The organism is Paenibacillus agri, assembly GCF_013359945.1.
Lineage (GTDB): Bacteria > Bacillota > Bacilli > Paenibacillales > Paenibacillaceae > Paenibacillus_AQ > Paenibacillus_AQ agri.
The window spans coordinates 1-16,045 of record NZ_JABWCS010000182.1; the positions used below are offsets into that span (position 1 = coordinate 1).

Here is a 16,045-nt window from a genome sequence, read left to right on the forward strand (position 1 = left end):
CAAGATGAGATTTCCCAATTAGTAAGACCCCTTGAAGACGACGAGGTAGATAGGTTGGAGGTGGAAGTGCAGTAATGCATGGAGCTGACCAATACTAATCGGTCGAGGGCTTATCCTAAAACTACCCCAAAAAGTGAAGAAGAGGCTGCGAAGCCGATTCCGAGTACTTTCCGGGGGCCCCGTGAAAAGGGCGAACGCAAATTCGTTTCGGATTCAGTTTTCAGGCGATTAAGCCTGTATGGATTATATGGAAAAAGTCTTGTTTGGAGAGATACCCAAGTGGCTATAAGGGGACCCTCTGCTAAGGGGTTAGACTGCGTAAGCGGTGCGTGGGTTCGAATCCCACTCTCTCCGCCATTCCAATCCATATCAATATTAATTATTGTGGCGGTGTAGCTCAGCTGGCTAGAGCGTACGGTTCATACCCGTGAGGTCGGGGGTTCGATCCCCTTCGCCGCTACCATAATACCTGGAGGCTTAGCTCAGCTGGGAGAGCATCTGCCTTACAAGCAGAGGGTCGGGGGTTCGATCCCCTCAGCCTCCACCATTTTTACAACTGTAATACCTTACACTGTGCCGGTGTAGCTCAATTGGTAGAGCAACTGACTTGTAATCAGTAGGTTGGGGGTTCAAGTCCTCTCGCCGGCACCATTTTTCATCTAAATTGTGGAACCGTGGTGTAGTTGGCCTAACATGCCTGCCTGTCACGCAGGAGATCGCGGGTTCGAATCCCGTCGGTTCCGCCATTTATCTTAATGAAGTATAGTTTTCCACAAAAGAGTGGAAGTGTAACTATTCCGCTTCATTGTCATGTAAAAATTTCATATGGCTCGGTAGCTCAGTCGGTAGAGCAGAGGACTGAAAATCCTCGTGTCGGCGGTTCGATTCCGTCCCGAGCCACCTTTCTTGGGGGATTAGCGAAGTGGCCAAACGCATCAGACTGTAAATCTGCTCACGTACGTGTTCGGTGGTTCGAATCCATCATCCCCCACCATTTATGAGCCATTAGCTCAGTTGGTAGAGCACCTGACTTTTAATCAGGGTGTCGAAGGTTCGAGTCCTTCATGGCTCATCCCAATTAGAAAAAGTCATCACCTTTATGGTGGTGGCTTTTTTGCTTTTTAGTTATTTTTTTGTTTTTCCAGTGAAAAACTGAAGAAGGATTAGAACAAGCAAGTTTAAAAATCCGGAATTCGTTTAATTATAAGGGTATTCATGCAGTACAGAAACGAGGGATATTCCTTGATATATGATGCGATAATTGTTGGTGGTGGGATTGCTGGTTTACAGGCAGCGATTCAGTTGGGACGGTACTCGGCTTATCGTGTGTTGGTGGTGGACGCTGGGAAGGGACGCTCGAGTCTGTGCCGAAGCTATCATAACATACTGGGATGGCCGGATGGTGTATCGGGAGAGGCGCTGAGGTCCAGTGGTAGACAGCAGGCAGAGCGTGTCGGAGTAAAGTTTTTGGTGGATGAGGTCCTGAAGGCGGATAAGCAGGAGAACCATTTTCAGCTGCTGGGCAGTCAAGGTCAGACTTATCATACGAAAACGATATTGCTGGCAACTGGGGTATCGGATCGTTTTCCAGACCTGCCAGGGTTGACCTCCTTGCTGGGCTGCAGTGTATATGTCTGCCCCGACTGTGACGGGTATGAGATTCAGGACCGGCAGACCGTGCTGATGGGTGCGGGGGAAGCCGGGGCGAATATGGCTTTTATTTTACGTGAACGAACGAAGTATTTAACCTATATTAATCATGAGAAAACAGCCTTGACCCCTGAATTGCTCAATCGCCTGAACGCAGAGGGCATAACATATATAGAAGAAACTATATCGCGTGTGAACGGGCAGGAGGATGGAATGATTACTGGAGTAACTCTGGAAAAGGGTACATTTCTTCCCGCAGAGCGTGGCTTTATTGCTTTTGGCGGAAACCCTGTGCATTCGGAGCTTGCAGCCCAACTAGGCGTGGAATTGCATAAGAACAAGCACATAGAAGCTAATAAGCGCTCAATGACAACCAATGTGGAGAATGTATGGGTGGCAGGAGATGTAGCTGTTCATGCTGAGCAAGCGACAGTAGCTATGGGCGAGGGTGCTCTGGCCGCGATCTGGATGAACAAGGCTTTGAAGAAATTGAAACGTGAAGAACATGACTATTCTGAGAGTACAACCGGAATATGACATAAAATTGCACAAGATATTATCGTTCGACCTGTTCTGACACCGCATGATGCATAGAAATATGTTAAAATAGTCGAAAAGAGTAAGAGTGGTGGAGTATGGTGACGATGGATAGCGAGACATTGCGTCAAAAGTTGGAACAGCTCACCGGAAAAAAAACCGGACTCAAGCAGTTAGGGAGGCAGCAATCCGCTTCCCTTTTTGGCGTAGGAACGGAAGGCAAGGAACAGCAGCCTGTTATCTCTGAAGGAAGTTTGTGGGTGCCCTTATATGATAATGATGGCCGTATAACGACAGTATGGGTTGAATTGGAAGGTCTTAGTTCGCGGGAAGTTCAGCTGGTCAATTATGCAGCCCAGAACTTTGCAGTAGCGCTGAAAGCCACAGGATTTCGTGAAGAAGGCGAGGTGGAAGCCCGTCAGCTTAGCAGTTGGTTGAATGTCCAGTTGGAGCAAGAGAAGGATGACGCAGAGATCCCTGATGATATGGCTTTAAAGAGCCGGCTGTTCAGCGATATGATTCCTTTTCTTCTAAGTAGTGAAAACGTACACAGTCCTCAGGTATCTTACAGATCGCTAATGAAGTTGCTGCGGAGTTATTTTGAGAATGAGGTTCTGCTTATTCCGCTTCAGGAGAAGGAATGGTTGATTTTAGCGCGTAAGGAGCTGCTCACCGGCGGGGATGATAAGGAAGATGAAGAAGAGAATGACGATGATCTGCTGGCCCAGACTTCAATGGGGCTGCATGAGCTGATCGCCAGTGAATGGGTGGGGATCTTTCATCTAGCGGTAGCACCAGCGGTTGTTCCGGTCAAAGGTCTAACGGGTTCAGTGGCGTTGCTACGGGAAACCATCATTTTAGGTCGGATTTTCCAGGTCGGCGAATATATTCATCTCCCTTGGGAGCTGCGCTTAGAGCGTCTAGTGAATAGTATTCCTGACACCAGACGACGCAAGCTACTTGGGCAGATCGGCGACTATAGCTCTGTCTTGTCCGACAAGGAAATGCTGCTGACACTGGAGACTTTCTTTGAAATGGACTGTAATGTGAGTGAAACCGCTAAGAAGCTATATATCCACCGTAATACGCTGCTCTATCGTTTGGACAAGATCAAGCAGGAGACTGGGGCCGACGTCCGAAGCTTTGGAGACGCTGCAATTGTAAAGCTGACGATGCTATTGTATAAAGTGACGAAAAGAAAATAGGTTTTTTGTGAACGTTACAAATAGCCATCCCGGCATAACTGGGGTAAGATAAATGTACAAGAAACGAATTGATGTTTTAATCCAATAAATGACTCGAGGGGGAAATACAATGGCAGGCGTACGTTTAGAGCATATTTTCAAAAAATACCCGGGTTCTGATAAAGCTACAGTTGAGGATATCAATCTTGATATTAAAGATAAAGAATTTCTAGTACTGGTTGGACCTTCCGGTTGCGGTAAATCCACAACTTTGCGGATGATCGCAGGTCTGGAAGAAATCTCCGAAGGTAAAATGTACATTGGCGACCGTGTCGTGAATGACGTTGCTCCTAAAGACCGTGACATCGCGATGGTATTCCAATCTTACGCGTTGTACCCGCATATGAGCGTGTACCAAAACATGGCGTTTGGTCTGAAACTGCGTAAAGTGAAGAAAGAAGAAATCGACAAGAAGGTACGTGAAGCTGCGAAGATTCTCGACATCGAGCACTTGCTTGAGCGTAAACCAAAAGCACTCTCCGGTGGTCAACGCCAACGTGTCGCTTTGGGACGTGCGATTGTCCGTGACCCGCAAGTCTTCTTGATGGATGAGCCTCTTTCCAACTTGGATGCTAAACTTCGTGGTCAAATGCGCGCGGAAATCACTAAACTGGTTAAGCGCCTTGAAACTACTTGTATCTACGTAACGCATGACCAAACAGAAGCTATGACAATGGGTGACCGTATCGTAGTTATGTACGATGGTATCATTCAACAAGCTGCTTCTCCTGAAGAGCTTTACAACCAACCTCAAAACCTGTTCGTAGCGGGCTTTATCGGTTCCCCTACAATGAACTTTATTACAGGTACTTTGAGCGACGTAAACGGCGCTGTTCGTTTCCGTGCTGATAACCTGGATGTTGAAGTTCCAGGCGGCAAAGCTCAAATCGTTCGTAACAAAGGCTTCATCGGTAAAGAAGTGGTTATGGGCGTTCGCCCAGAAGATATCCATGAAGAGCCAGTATTCCTGGAAGCTTCACCGAATACAATCTTCTCTTCGCTGGTTGATGTTACCGAGAACCTTGGTCACGAAATGCTCTTGTACCTGAGCGGTGTAGGCAACGGTACTGTAATCGCCCGTGTAGACGGACGTTCTACAACTCGCGAAGGCAGCAAGCCAAAATTGGCGATCGACATGAACAAAGTTCATTTCTTCGACAAAGAATCCGAAAAGAACATTTTGCTGGGATAAGATTTATTCCCGCTTTACGAGCCACCCCTTTGGGGGTGGCTTTTTTGTTGGCCTGTGAAGGGGATGCATCCCTCTCTGAAAGGGGATATACCCTTAGTTGGAGGGCTTTAAGATTGCATTCATAGGCATTATCCATTAAGATTAGCAGGAGAATTACCTGCGGATGGAATGGGAATATCATCCTAACCGAACGCGGGATAGCGGAGAAAAACCGCAGGCGAGGAAAGGAAGAATTCACATGGCTAAGAAGGTAAAAGTATCTGAATTGGTACAGCATTTTCAATTAGAAGTGGTATCGGGACATGAGGGTCTGAAGCGGCCGATCACGGTCGATGACCTCAACCGCCCTGGTCTGGAAATGGCCGGTTATTTTGAATATTACCCTGAAGAACGTGTACAGCTGCTGGGCAAGACCGAGCTGGCTTTCTTCTCCATGCTGCCGGAGGAAGAGCGGAAGAGCCGTGTCCGGGGCATTTGTAATGACAATACACCTTGTATTGTAATCACCCGTGCTTTGGAAGTACCACAGGAACTCATTGATATAAGTAATGAAAAGGGATTGCCTGTGCTGCGCAGCTCGATGGCTACTACGATTTTTTCCAGCCGTCTGACGAGTTTCCTGGAAGGGCGTTTGGCTCCTACGGCTACCATTCATGGCGTATTGTGTGACGTGTATGGGGTAGGGATGCTTATTACTGGTAGCAGTGGTATCGGTAAGAGTGAGACGGCGCTTGAGCTTGTAAAACGCGGTCATCGTCTGATTGCCGATGATGCGGTTGAGATTCGCCAAACTTCGGATAACCAGCTTCATGGTACAGCACCGGAACTGATCCGTCACTTGCTGGAGATTCGCGGCGTAGGAATTATCAACGTGATGACGCTATTTGGTGCTGGTGCGATTCGCAATCATAAGCGTATTACGCTAGTGGTTAGACTGGAAGCTTGGCAGCAGGATAAACAATACGACCGCCTGGGACTTGATGAAGAGACGACCCGTATTATCGATACGGATATTCCGCTCGTAACCATTCCGGTTCGTCCGGGACGTAACCTTGCGGTTATTATCGAGGTTGCGGCGATGAACTACCGTTTGAAGCAAATGGGCTTTAATGCGGCGCTGCAGTTTACCAACAAATTAACAGCCACCATCTCTGAGGATATGGATGATCTGGACTAGGAGAGTGAGAGAATGTTCCCTTTAGCTTTGGACCCTATAGTCTTTAGAATTGGATCTCTGCCGGTTCACTGGTATGGATTGATTCTAGGTCTGGGCGCACTGGTGGGATTATTTCTGGTCATTCGCGAAGGCAGCCGGTTTGGCATTCCTCAGGAGTTCTTTATGGACATGCTTTTGCTGGGAGTGCCCTCCGCAATTATCGGTGCCCGCATTTATTATGTAGCGTTCAAGTGGAATGACTATAAGGATAACTTTGTGGATGTCTTCAAAATCTGGAACGGAGGCATTGCCATCTACGGCGCGCTAATCGGTGCCATTATATGCGGAATCATCTATTTCCGGTATAAAGGTTATCCATTCTGGCGGATTATTGATATTTGCGCACCTGGGCTGCTTGCCGGTCAGATGATCGGGCGCTGGGGGAACTTCGTGAATCAGGAAGCCTATGGCGGTGTTGTTGAGGAATCTTTCCTGCGCAGCAAGCTACATCTGCCTGACTTCATTGTTAATCAAATGTACATAGGAGATGCTTTTCATCATCCTACCTTCCTCTATGAGTCACTCTGGAGTCTGCTCGGGATCGCAATTCTAATGATACTCCGGCGCCAGAAGTTTGTCCGTGCAGGTGAAATATTCCTGTCTTACTTCATCTGGTACTCCATCGGACGTTTCTTCATTGAGGCCTTGCGTACGGACAGTCTCGGTTACAATGGAAGCAGTGGTCTGGCATCCTTTATCAATGGACTTTGGAGTCCGATGAAATGGCTGGGCTTTGAACCAGGGTTCCTGGATCCAAACTACGGAAATATCCGCATTTCTCAGCTGTTGTCTTTGTTAATTATTGTTGCTGCAGTGGTGCTCATTATTATCCGTCGGACTACAGGACAGCCGAAAGCTCATTATTCCGATCCTATTGTTTCGACAAAGACCGGGAACACAGATGCCGTTGTACCTGACAGCGCTGAGCATACACCACAGCAGGCCCCTAAGGGGTCACAGGCCGGTCTCAAGCCGCCTGCTGAAGAGGATAAGAAGGAGCAGTAAACTTGAAAATAGAATGCGTTCTTTTTGATCTGGATGGAACGATTGTTGATACGAACGAGTTGATTCTGAATTCGTTCATGTATGCACTACAGCACAATAACCTGCCCCCACTGAGCAGGGAAGAGATGATTCCCCACATGGGGACTACGCTTCAGCATCAGATGAGAGTGTTCTCGGGGCTGGAGGATATAAGTGGTTTGGAAACTTCCTACCGCTCCTATAATTACGAGCATCACGATGCGCTGATTCGTTCCTTTCCACATGTGAATGAGACGATGGAAGCATTGGCGCGGCGGGGGATCAAGATGGGGATTGTAACCACGAAGATCCGTCCGACAACTATCAAAGCGCTAGAAATGTTCGATCTGCTCAAGTACATGGATACCATTGTAACGGTGAACGATGTTACGGAACCTAAGCCACATCCTGAGCCTGTCCTGACAGCTGTACGCAATCTGAATGCTGATCTCCGTACAACCTTGATGGTGGGGGACAGCATCGTGGATATTCAGTCAGCTAAGGCTGCGGGAGTGTATGCGGCAGCTGTCGCCTGGTCACTCAAGGGCGAGGAGACGCTTAGCAAGTATGGACCGGACTATATCATCCACGATATGAAGGAAATCTGTGATCTCGTGGATCAAGGGACGGATTAATCGTGAGAAATGTGACCCGCTATCCCGTGGAAGGGCATAACTCGCTGTGGTACATTTACCGCACGGTCAGCCCGTGGAAGGGCGTCAAAAACTTTATTTTCATTCAAATTGCCCGTTACTGTCCGATTCTGCCGTTAAAGAACTGGATTTACCGGCATATGCTCGGTATGAAGGTGGGGAAACATACGGCATTTGGACTGATGGCGATGGTGGATGTATTTTTTCCGGAAAAAATAACGGTTGGTGAAAACTCAATCATTGGCTATAACACAACTATCCTGGCGCATGAGTATCTCATTAAGGAATATCGTCTGGGTGAAGTCATTATCGGGGAGAACGTACTGGTGGGTGCCAATACCACGATCCTTCCCGGAGTGACCATTGGCGATGGGGCGATCGTAGCTGCAGGCTCTGTAGTCCACAGAAATGTGCCAGCCGGTGCTTTTGTGGGAGGTAATCCGCTTAGAGACCTGAGACCGTCCCAAAGCGCAGAGAGTGTGGAAGAATTGTGAATAACAGCTTGGACCCTGCAGTTGAATATTGCGTGCTTGTGCGCAACACCTGCAGGGTTTTTCGCGTCTTATATGAATAATGGAAACACAAAGCTTAACAGGAGGGAAGATGATGAAGCAAAAAGAAAGGATTCCACAGCTGGATATTTTCCGGGCCATTGCTATTTTTGCCGTGCTGGCGATTCATGCTACTTCGCGTACGCTCGCGGAGACGCTGGGAACCTCAATGTTTCACCCGTTCTTATTCATTAATAAATTCAGTCAGTTTGCAGTCCCTTCATTTGTATTTTTGAGTGGGTTTGTCTTGTTCTACAATTACATAGATCGGCCGCTAAGCGGCAAGACGCTTGGGAAATTCTATAGCAGACGGTTAATTTATATCATAGTCCCGTATGTGATGTTCTCGCTGATGTACTTTATTCTGAAAATGACCGCAGGACACACGTGGAGTCTGCCACCTATGGAACTGGCTTCCAAGCTGGGCAAGTATCTGCTGACAGGTACGGCGTATACGCACCTTTATTATGTCATTATCATTATTCAATTCTATGTGCTGTTCCCGCTGATCCTGTGGTGTCTGCAAAAGGTCCGTTCCCTGGCGGCTTGGGCTCCGTTAATCGGGCTGGCACTTCAGTGGGGCTTCGTCGTTCTTAACAAATATATGACCAACCACGGGTACTGGCAGTTGACGAAGGGAAGCCTGGCTAGTACATACTTCTCTTACTTCCTGCTCGGGGCAGGGATAGCGGTCTATTACGGATCATTGAAGAAATGGCTGGTACCTTCTCGCGAAGGCTGGCGTGCCGGTAGGGGTTCTGTCTGGGTTGCGCTCTGGTTGCTGTGGATCGCTGCAGGTGTGGTTCATGTAGAGCTGTGGTTCAATAACTTTACCAAGAAAACCGTCATCAACAGTCTGTGGTATGAGGCATTCTCCAACCTGCATGCGCTGCTCTCCTGCCTTGTTCTGCTGCAGCTGTCCTTCCTGCTATACGGGGCGGGCCGCAGTCTGACTGCTAGATTGCTGACCTCTGCAGGCGCATGCTCGTTCGGAATCTACTTGATCCATCCGGCGCTTCTCTTCTTCTATAGAAAACTGCCATTCCATGGCGGTTCGCTGGCCTACACTGCAGCCATTGCCGGAGGCTGGCTGGTCGCGTTGCTCGTGTCCTGGTTGATTGTCGCTATAGCCTTCCGCTATGTGAAGCCAGCATGGATTGTGTTCGGCTCTGCACCGCAGAAGGCGAAACCAGGCGTGCAGAGCTAATCTGCTGACCTGTAGCCTACATTCTGCCTAAAATACTCGGTGACAGCTTAGAAAGCGCCGTACATCCCCAAAGTGGGGTGTACGGCGCTTTCTGGTTACTATAGAAGAAATAGCTGATTCTACTCCCCGGCTTGTTCCCGCTGGAATTGGGCAATGGCCTCGTACTGACTTTCCAGACTTCTAAATACGGAAATATAGATTGGCAGGAGCTTCTTGTACACCTTGGCATGCTCACTGAACGGATGGTGCTGGTGTGTGGAGCCAATCATATCGAACACGACGTCGAAGGATTCTGCACGCCCAGTGGCGAGCAGTCCGAGGACAACCGCGCCTAGGCAAGAGCTTTCGAAGCTCTCTGGCACAACCACCTCCTGGTCAAAAATATCGGCCATCATCTGCCGCCAGAGCGGGGAGCGGGCGAAGCCGCCTGTCGCGAGAATTTGATGCGGACGGCCGATGCTCTCTTCCATCGCCAGCAGCACGGTATACATATTGAAAATTACGCCTTCCAGCACCGAGCGGATCATATGCTCTTTGTGATGGTTCATCGACAGTCCAAAAAAGGAGCCGCGGGCGTCAGGATTCCATAGTGGCGCTCGTTCACCTGTCAGATAAGGATGGAACAGTAAGCCGCCGCTGCCGGGGGGCACCTGCTCGGCAATACGTGTCAGCACCTCGTAGGGATCGATGCCAAGACGCTTCGCTGTCTCTACTTCGGAGGCGGCGAATTCATCGCGTACCCAGCGGAACAGCATGCCGCCATTATTCACTGGTCCGCCGATGACCCAATGGTTTGCCGTAAGAGCGTAACAGAAAATCCGCCCTTTGGGATCTGTAATTGGACGATCTACAACCGTTCGGATAGCCCCGCTGGTCCCAATCGTAGCGGCGACAACTCCCGGCTTAATGGCACCTACACCGAGATTGGACAGCACGCCATCACTCGCGCCAACGACGAAACGGGTCGATTGGAGCAAACCAAATTTGTCCGCCAGCCCGGGGAGCAGGCCCTGCATGACATGTGTAGTCGGCACAATCTTCGAGAGTCGGTCTTTGGTAATCCCGGCGATATCCAGGGCTTCAGCATCCCAGTCGAGCTGCTTCAAGTTAAGCATGCCTGTCGAAGAGGCGATGGAGTAATCGATAACATATTCGCCGAACAGCTTGGCGAATATGTATTCTTTAATGGAAATGAACTTATCCGCCTGCTGGAACACGTCCGGATGATCTTCCCGCAGCCACATTAGCTTGGTAATTGGCGACATAGGATGGATAGGCGTCCCTGTTCGAAGGTACAGGTCCTGGCCATGCAGTTCATTCTTGAGGCGCAGCGCACAACCTGCGCTGCGATTGTCAGCCCAAGTGATACAGGCCGTTAAGGGATTGCCACTGCGGTCAACGGCAATGACACTGTGCATAGCGGAACTGAAGGAAACGAACAATACATCGTTCGCCCGGGTCCCGCTCTTTTTCATTACATCCGACACGGTGCGGATGACCGCCTCCAGAATTTCATTCGGGTCCTGCTCTGCCACTGATGGGGACGGCTGATGAAGCGGGTAGCCGCTGTTAGCCTGGGCTACAATGTCACCATTTTCCCGGAAGAGGACCGCTTTGGTGCTAGTCGTCCCGATATCCACGCCAATCATATAAGAATTGCTCATGCTTCATTCCTTCTTTCCACTGGAAGTACTGCATAAGATACGAACATTTTAAAGGGGATTTCATGCAGTCTGAAGAAAATGTATTACGTACAGAATTACATAAATAATCTCTGATGCATTCCTGCATTCTAAGTATAAAGAGGTCGTCCGAGCCGGACTCCCTAACGATTTTAGCATACCTTGAGAGGGCGGTTCCAACCCCTTTAAGCCAGAGATCTGCAATGCGTCTGAACGGAGTGGAAGGTCCGAGGGGTTTTGTAACTACGGTAACCATCAAGAAATTAGGCTTGAACATCGCCAGTTTTATAAGGCACAATTGACGATTAAGAGTAGTACGTGATACGATATTGCAAATACTTTAATTTACTACCACTTTACCATAGTAAAGTGATTTAAATTTATAAATCCCAATGATACCTGATGAGGTGAACCTTGAAGATGTCCAAACCAAAAGGATTCGAGAAGCCGGCCGGCGTGCGTGACTATCTCCCGCATGCGGTATCGAAGCTGCGCAAGATTGAAAGAGACGTGCTGCATTGCATGAGCCGTTGGGGATACCGGCAGATGATCACACCTACGCTGGAATACTACGATACCGTTGGTGTTGCCAGCTCTACATCCGATCAGAAGCTATATAAATTGCTGAATAACCGCGGTCAGGCATTGGTGCTGCGTTCGGAGATGACTGCACCGGTAGCCCGTGTGGTCTCCTCGCTGCTGAAGGATGAGCCGCTGCCGCTGCGTCTCTCTTATCACGCTAATGTCTTCCGGGCAATTGAGGAAGAGGCCGGGCGGGAAGCGGAATTTTTCCAGACTGGTGTTGAACTGGTGGGTGACGATTCCCCAGAGGCGGATGCAGAGGTGGTTGCGCTGGCGATTGCATCGCTGCAGGCTGCAGGTGTGAAGTCTTTCAAAATCGCGATGGGCCATGTCGGATTCCTAAATGGGCTGTTCCAAGAAGCTGTACCGGGACTGCCAGAGGCTCAAGAGGAATTAAAGAGCCACCTGCTGAGCAGGGATTATGTCTCCTTCCGTGAGACCCTGCGCCGTCTTGAGCTGCCTGAAGCACAGAAGAATGAGCTTAACGACCTGCTGCGTCTTCGTGGCGGTAAGGAAATATGCAATCAGGCGCTGGAGCTTAGCGTTCACCCGCTGGCCCGGGCTTCCATCGAGCATTTATGCAAAGTGTGGGAGGTGCTGGAATCTTACGGGGTATCCCAGCACGTGTTGATCGATCTGACGATGATCGGAGACTTCACTTACTATACCGGAATGACCTTCGAGGGTTACGCGGCTGAGTTGGGCTTCCCGGTATGCAGCGGCGGACGATATGACAATCTGTTGCAGCAGTTTGGTCGTCCCGTTCCTTCCACAGGCTTCTCGCTCAAGACGAATCGTATTCTGGACGGTGTTCCTGCAGAGAATGAAACGGAAGAGCTGCCTATTCTGGTACAATACGATGTATCCCGGCGTCAGGAGGGGCTGCAGGAGGCTGCACGATTACGGTCCGAGGGGCGCGTTGTAGTAACTCGTTTGCTCTCCGAGCAAAGAGATTCTGATAGCGGCGATAAACCAGGGGCTGATAGTGCCGGGTTGCAGGAAGAAAGATATGAGGAAGTACGTACATTCGCGGTCCGTTCATGACTTCGAATTATAAATATAATTAACCAGATCTAAATAACTGTCGTGAGCGGCAGACAAAAATAACCAATGATCGCACCGGAAATGGAGGCAATTGAACAATGGCGCAGATTTTGAAGGTGGCTATGCCTAAAGGCCGCATTTACAATAAAGCGGCGGAATTATTCCGTCAAGCCGGGCTTCCGATTCCGCCGGATGGCGAAGAATCCCGCAAGCTGGTCGTCCCAATTCCCGAAGCTGGCATGGAATTCATACTGGCGAAGCCGGTAGATGTTCCTACATATGTCGAATATGGTGTGGCAGACATCGGAATCGTGGGGAAGGATGTTTTGCTGGAAGAGGACCGGGATGTGTATGAACTGCTTGATCTGGGTATTGCACGGTGCCGGATGTCGATTATCGGCCTGCCGAACTGGCAGCCGGGTATTCAGCAGCGGGTGGCAACCAAGTACCCTAATGTAGCGTCCCGTTACTTCCGCGAGCAGGGTCAGCAGGTGGAGGTTGTTAAGCTGAACGGCTCTATCGAACTGGCCCCGCTAATCGGACTGGCGGATCGGATCGTTGATATGGTAGAGACCGGACAGACCTTGCGGGATAACGGACTCGTGGAAATGACCAGTATCTTTGAAATTACAAGCCGTCTTGTGGCGAACCGGGTAAGCTACCGGATGAAGAATGCAGAAATCCAGCAGCTGTGCGACCGCCTTCAAGGCGTGATTGCAGGTCCAGGGCTCGAAGTTGGCGTGAACAAGCAGCGTTAGGGATGTCTAAAGGAGGAACCAGCAGTGAAGATCCAATCAAGTAAAGAATTCAATCTTCAGCGGGAAGTTGAATATGGAACCCCGGAGCAGAATAAGGCCGTGAAGGAAATAGTGGCCGATATAAAAAAAGAAGGAGACGCTGCGCTTTTCCGTTACACGGAGCGTCATGACGGCGCCCTCTTGACGCCGGATACACTGCGGGTGAAGCCGGAGGAGCTGGAGGCAGCCTACGGGAAGGTTGAGGCGTCGTTTGTCTCCGCCATCCGCGCGGCGGCAGCTAACATTCGGGCGTTTCATGCCCGGCAGAAACGCAATTCCTGGATGGATCTGCAGCCGGATGGCACCATCCTCGGCCAGATCATTCGCCCGCTGAAGCGGGTGGGCGTATACGTCCCTGGCGGGAAGGCGGCATATCCTTCTTCCGTGCTGATGAATGTCATCCCCGCCCAGATCGCGGGCGTGCCGGAGATTGTGATGGTGACTCCGCCATCCACCGGCGGCAAGGAAGGCATTGACCCTTATATTCTCGTGGCCGCCGCGGAAGCAGGCGTACACGAGATCTACCGTGTCGGCGGTGCGCAGGCGATAGCCGCGCTGGCCTACGGCACGGAAAGCATCGCGCCTGTCGATAAGATCTGCGGCCCCGGCAACATCTACGTCGCGCTGGCGAAGCGCGAGGTGTACGGGGCTGTCGATATCGACAGCATCGCCGGTCCAAGCGAGATTGTCGTGCTGGCGGATGAGACCGCCGAGCCGGCTTATGTCGCTGCTGACCTGCTCTCACAGGCCGAGCATGACGAGATGGCCTCGGCCATTCTGGTGACGCCATCGCAAAGCTTGGCGGAATCGGTTGCCGCCGAAGTGGAGCGGCAATTACAGGCGTTGCCACGGCAGGCCATCGCCCGGGCCTCAGTAGAGAATTACGGTGCGATCATCGTCGTAGAGTCGATGGAAGAGGGCATCTCGGTCGTTAACCGGCTGGCGCCGGAACACCTGGAGATTGTAACCGCTGATCCGATGAGCCTGACCGGAGCCATCGAGAATGCTGGTGCGATTTTCCTGGGCGCGTACAGCTCGGAGCCAGTGGGGGATTATTTTGCGGGACCGAACCATATCATACCGACCAATGGAACGGCACGCTTTTCCTCCCCTGTGGATGTGGACGATTTTATTAAAAAATCAAGCCTGATCTACTACAGTAAGGAAGCTTTACTGCGTGACGGGCAGACGATTATAGAACTGGCGCGCCGTGAAGGGCTGGAAGGCCATGCGCGGGCCATTGAAATCAGACTGGAGAACGAACTGAAAGGTGGAAACGGACATGGAGAGCAATAACGGACAGGTGGCACGCGAAGCGGGGTTAAGCCGCACAACGAACGAGACGGACATCAAGCTGTCCTTTGCTGTAGACGGGAACGGGACTTCGGAGCTGGAGACTGGAGTACCTTTTCTGAACCATATGCTGGATCTCTTCACCAAGCACGGCCAGTTTGATCTGACAGTTCAGGCGAATGGCGATATTGATATTGACGATCACCACACGGTGGAGGATATCGGTATTTGTCTCGGGCAGGCGCTGCGTGAAGCGCTGGGCGATAAAAAGGGAATCAAGCGTTATGCGAGTGTGTTCGTTCCAATGGACGAGGCGCTGGCTCAGGTTGTTATTGATATCAGCAACCGGCCTCACTTTGAGTACCGGGCAGAGTATCCTTCTCAGCAGGTAGGAAGCTTCTCGACAGAGCTGGTGCATGAATTCCTCTGGAAGCTCGCACTGGAAGCACGGATTACCCTGCATGTCATCGTACACTACGGCTCCAACACGCACCACATGATCGAGGCTGTGTTCAAGGCGCTGGGACGTGCACTGGATGAAGCCACCTTGATTGATCCTCGTGTGAAGGGTGTGCCTTCCACTAAGGGAGTGCTGTAACATGGCTGTTGCAATCGTCGATTATGGCATGGGCAATCTGCACAGTGTTAGCAAAGCCGTCGAACGCTTGGGCTGCGAGTCTTTGGTGACGGGTGACCGTGAGCAGATCTTGGCTGCGGACAGCGTTATTCTGCCGGGTGTCGGCGCCTTTGGCGATGCCATGGAGCATCTGCGGGAGAGCGGCCTGGATACGGTGGTAAAAGAGGCCGCTGCCGCTGGGCAACCACTCCTCGGTATCTGCCTCGGCATGCAGCTGCTGTTCAGCAGCAGCCAGGAGCACGGTTCACATGATGGCCTGGATATTCTGCCAGGCTCCGTGGTACGTTTTGCGCCCCGTGATGGCTACAAGGTGCCGCATATGGGCTGGAACCGCTTGAGCTTCCGCCAGCCTGAGAGTCCACTGCTGGAAGGGCTAGAGGAAGGACATGTATATTTTGTCCATTCCTATCATGTGGAAGTGGGCCGGGAGAGCAATCTGCTGGCCGTGACTGATTATGGTCATCCGGTAACGGCAATCGTCGGACAGGGTAATGTCTTCGGCATGCAATTCCACCCGGAGAAGAGCGGGGAGCTCGGCGTGCAGTTGCTGGGGAATTTTTTGAAGCTTACTAGGGAACGGGTTTAGGGGATTTTTAACGGCTACGGGCTATGAGCGTCTGAGAATCAAGTAAGGGCTAAAAGTAAGGTGCTAAAACCGTAGCAACGAGAATTAGAATACTAGTTCCGAGAGTAACAATAACCGTATCAGCTATAACAAACATAAGCCCATTGCTGGG

14 protein-coding genes, 8 tRNA genes and 1 rRNA gene are annotated in these 16,045 nt (G+C 50.6%); 22 read left to right on the plus strand and 1 reads right to left on the minus strand.

The genetic code is table 11. The annotated features are described in order from the left end of the window. The 17 genes from HPT30_RS02520 to HPT30_RS02600 all read left to right on the plus strand — a co-directional run. A 23S ribosomal RNA gene (locus HPT30_RS02520) occupies positions 1–118 on the plus strand; the annotation flags it as partial. 147 nt (positions 119–265) lie between these two features. Further along, a tRNA-Ser gene (locus tag HPT30_RS02525) sits at positions 266–357 on the plus strand. A gap of 29 nt (positions 358–386) precedes the next feature. Further along, positions 387–463: transfer RNA gene (locus HPT30_RS02530), tRNA-Met, on the plus strand. Positions 464–471: 8 nt separating this feature from the next. Continuing rightward, positions 472–547: transfer RNA gene (locus HPT30_RS02535), tRNA-Val, on the plus strand. A gap of 28 nt (positions 548–575) precedes the next feature. Further along, a tRNA-Thr gene (locus HPT30_RS02540) sits at positions 576–651 on the plus strand. 17 nt (positions 652–668) lie between these two features. Beyond that, positions 669–746, plus strand: a tRNA-Asp gene (locus tag HPT30_RS02545). An 81-nt stretch (positions 747–827) separates the two neighbouring features. Continuing rightward, a tRNA-Phe gene (locus tag HPT30_RS02550) sits at positions 828–900 on the plus strand. Positions 901–908: 8 nt separating this feature from the next. Further along, positions 909–994: transfer RNA gene (locus tag HPT30_RS02555), tRNA-Tyr, on the plus strand. Positions 995–999: 5 nt separating this feature from the next. Further along, a tRNA-Lys gene (locus HPT30_RS02560) sits at positions 1,000–1,072 on the plus strand. Positions 1,073–1,242: 170 nt separating this feature from the next. Then, positions 1,243–2,187: an NAD(P)/FAD-dependent oxidoreductase gene (locus HPT30_RS02565; protein WP_175369939.1), complete on the plus strand. Its 945-nt coding sequence runs from the start codon at positions 1,243–1,245 to the stop codon at positions 2,185–2,187. A gap of 107 nt (positions 2,188–2,294) precedes the next feature. Beyond that, positions 2,295–3,392, plus strand: coding sequence for a PucR family transcriptional regulator (locus tag HPT30_RS02570; protein ID WP_175369940.1), 1,098 nt, complete (start codon positions 2,295–2,297; stop codon positions 3,390–3,392). Positions 3,393–3,501: 109 nt separating this feature from the next. Next, positions 3,502–4,623, plus strand: coding sequence for an ABC transporter ATP-binding protein (locus HPT30_RS02575; RefSeq protein WP_175369941.1), 1,122 nt, complete (start codon positions 3,502–3,504; stop codon positions 4,621–4,623). A gap of 238 nt (positions 4,624–4,861) precedes the next feature. Beyond that, a complete protein-coding gene (gene hprK / locus HPT30_RS02580; RefSeq protein ID WP_175369942.1) occupies positions 4,862–5,800 on the plus strand; it encodes an HPr(Ser) kinase/phosphatase in 939 nt (312 codons plus the stop codon). A gap of 12 nt (positions 5,801–5,812) precedes the next feature. Next, positions 5,813–6,844, plus strand: coding sequence for a prolipoprotein diacylglyceryl transferase (gene lgt / locus HPT30_RS02585; RefSeq protein ID WP_175369943.1), 1,032 nt, complete (start codon positions 5,813–5,815; stop codon positions 6,842–6,844). Between the two features lie 2 nt (positions 6,845–6,846). Further along, positions 6,847–7,497, plus strand: coding sequence for a pyrophosphatase PpaX (gene ppaX / locus HPT30_RS02590; protein ID WP_175369944.1), 651 nt, complete (start codon positions 6,847–6,849; stop codon positions 7,495–7,497). Between the two features lie 2 nt (positions 7,498–7,499). Beyond that, on the plus strand, positions 7,500–8,009 hold the full coding sequence (locus HPT30_RS02595) for an acyltransferase (RefSeq protein ID WP_175369945.1): 510 nt from the start codon (positions 7,500–7,502) through the stop codon (positions 8,007–8,009). 109 nt (positions 8,010–8,118) lie between these two features. Beyond that, on the plus strand, positions 8,119–9,273 hold the full coding sequence (locus tag HPT30_RS02600; RefSeq protein WP_246316895.1) for an acyltransferase: 1,155 nt from the start codon (positions 8,119–8,121) through the stop codon (positions 9,271–9,273). Between the two features lie 119 nt (positions 9,274–9,392). Here HPT30_RS02600 and gntK read toward each other — a convergent pair whose 3' ends face one another. Beyond that, positions 9,393–10,937, minus strand: a complete 1,545-nt coding sequence (gntK, locus tag HPT30_RS02605) for a gluconokinase (protein ID WP_175369946.1) — start codon at positions 10,935–10,937, stop codon at positions 9,393–9,395. 438 nt (positions 10,938–11,375) lie between these two features. Between gntK and HPT30_RS02610 the strand changes: the two genes are divergently transcribed. The 5 genes from HPT30_RS02610 to hisH all read left to right on the plus strand — a co-directional run bounded on the left by HPT30_RS02610 (position 11,376) and on the right by hisH (position 15,894). Next, complete coding sequence (locus tag HPT30_RS02610) at positions 11,376–12,581, plus strand: ATP phosphoribosyltransferase regulatory subunit (protein ID WP_246316896.1); 1,206 nt, start codon at positions 11,376–11,378, stop codon at positions 12,579–12,581. Between the two features lie 98 nt (positions 12,582–12,679). Then, positions 12,680–13,339 carry an ATP phosphoribosyltransferase gene (gene hisG, locus HPT30_RS02615; protein ID WP_175369947.1) on the plus strand — a complete coding sequence of 220 codons (660 nt, stop codon included), beginning with the start codon at positions 12,680–12,682 and terminating at the stop codon, positions 13,337–13,339. A gap of 24 nt (positions 13,340–13,363) precedes the next feature. After that, positions 13,364–14,674 carry a histidinol dehydrogenase gene (gene hisD, locus HPT30_RS02620; protein WP_175369948.1) on the plus strand — a complete coding sequence of 437 codons (1,311 nt, stop codon included), beginning with the start codon at positions 13,364–13,366 and terminating at the stop codon, positions 14,672–14,674. Next, positions 14,661–15,269 (plus strand): imidazoleglycerol-phosphate dehydratase HisB, encoded by a 609-nt coding sequence (gene hisB, locus HPT30_RS02625; RefSeq protein ID WP_175369949.1) that lies wholly within the window; start codon positions 14,661–14,663, stop codon positions 15,267–15,269. Before hisD ends, hisB begins: the two co-directional genes overlap by 14 nt. Position 15,270: 1 nt before the next feature. After that, complete coding sequence (gene hisH, locus HPT30_RS02630; RefSeq protein ID WP_175369950.1) at positions 15,271–15,894, plus strand: imidazole glycerol phosphate synthase subunit HisH; 624 nt, start codon at positions 15,271–15,273, stop codon at positions 15,892–15,894. The last annotated feature ends 151 nt before the right edge of the window (positions 15,895–16,045 follow it).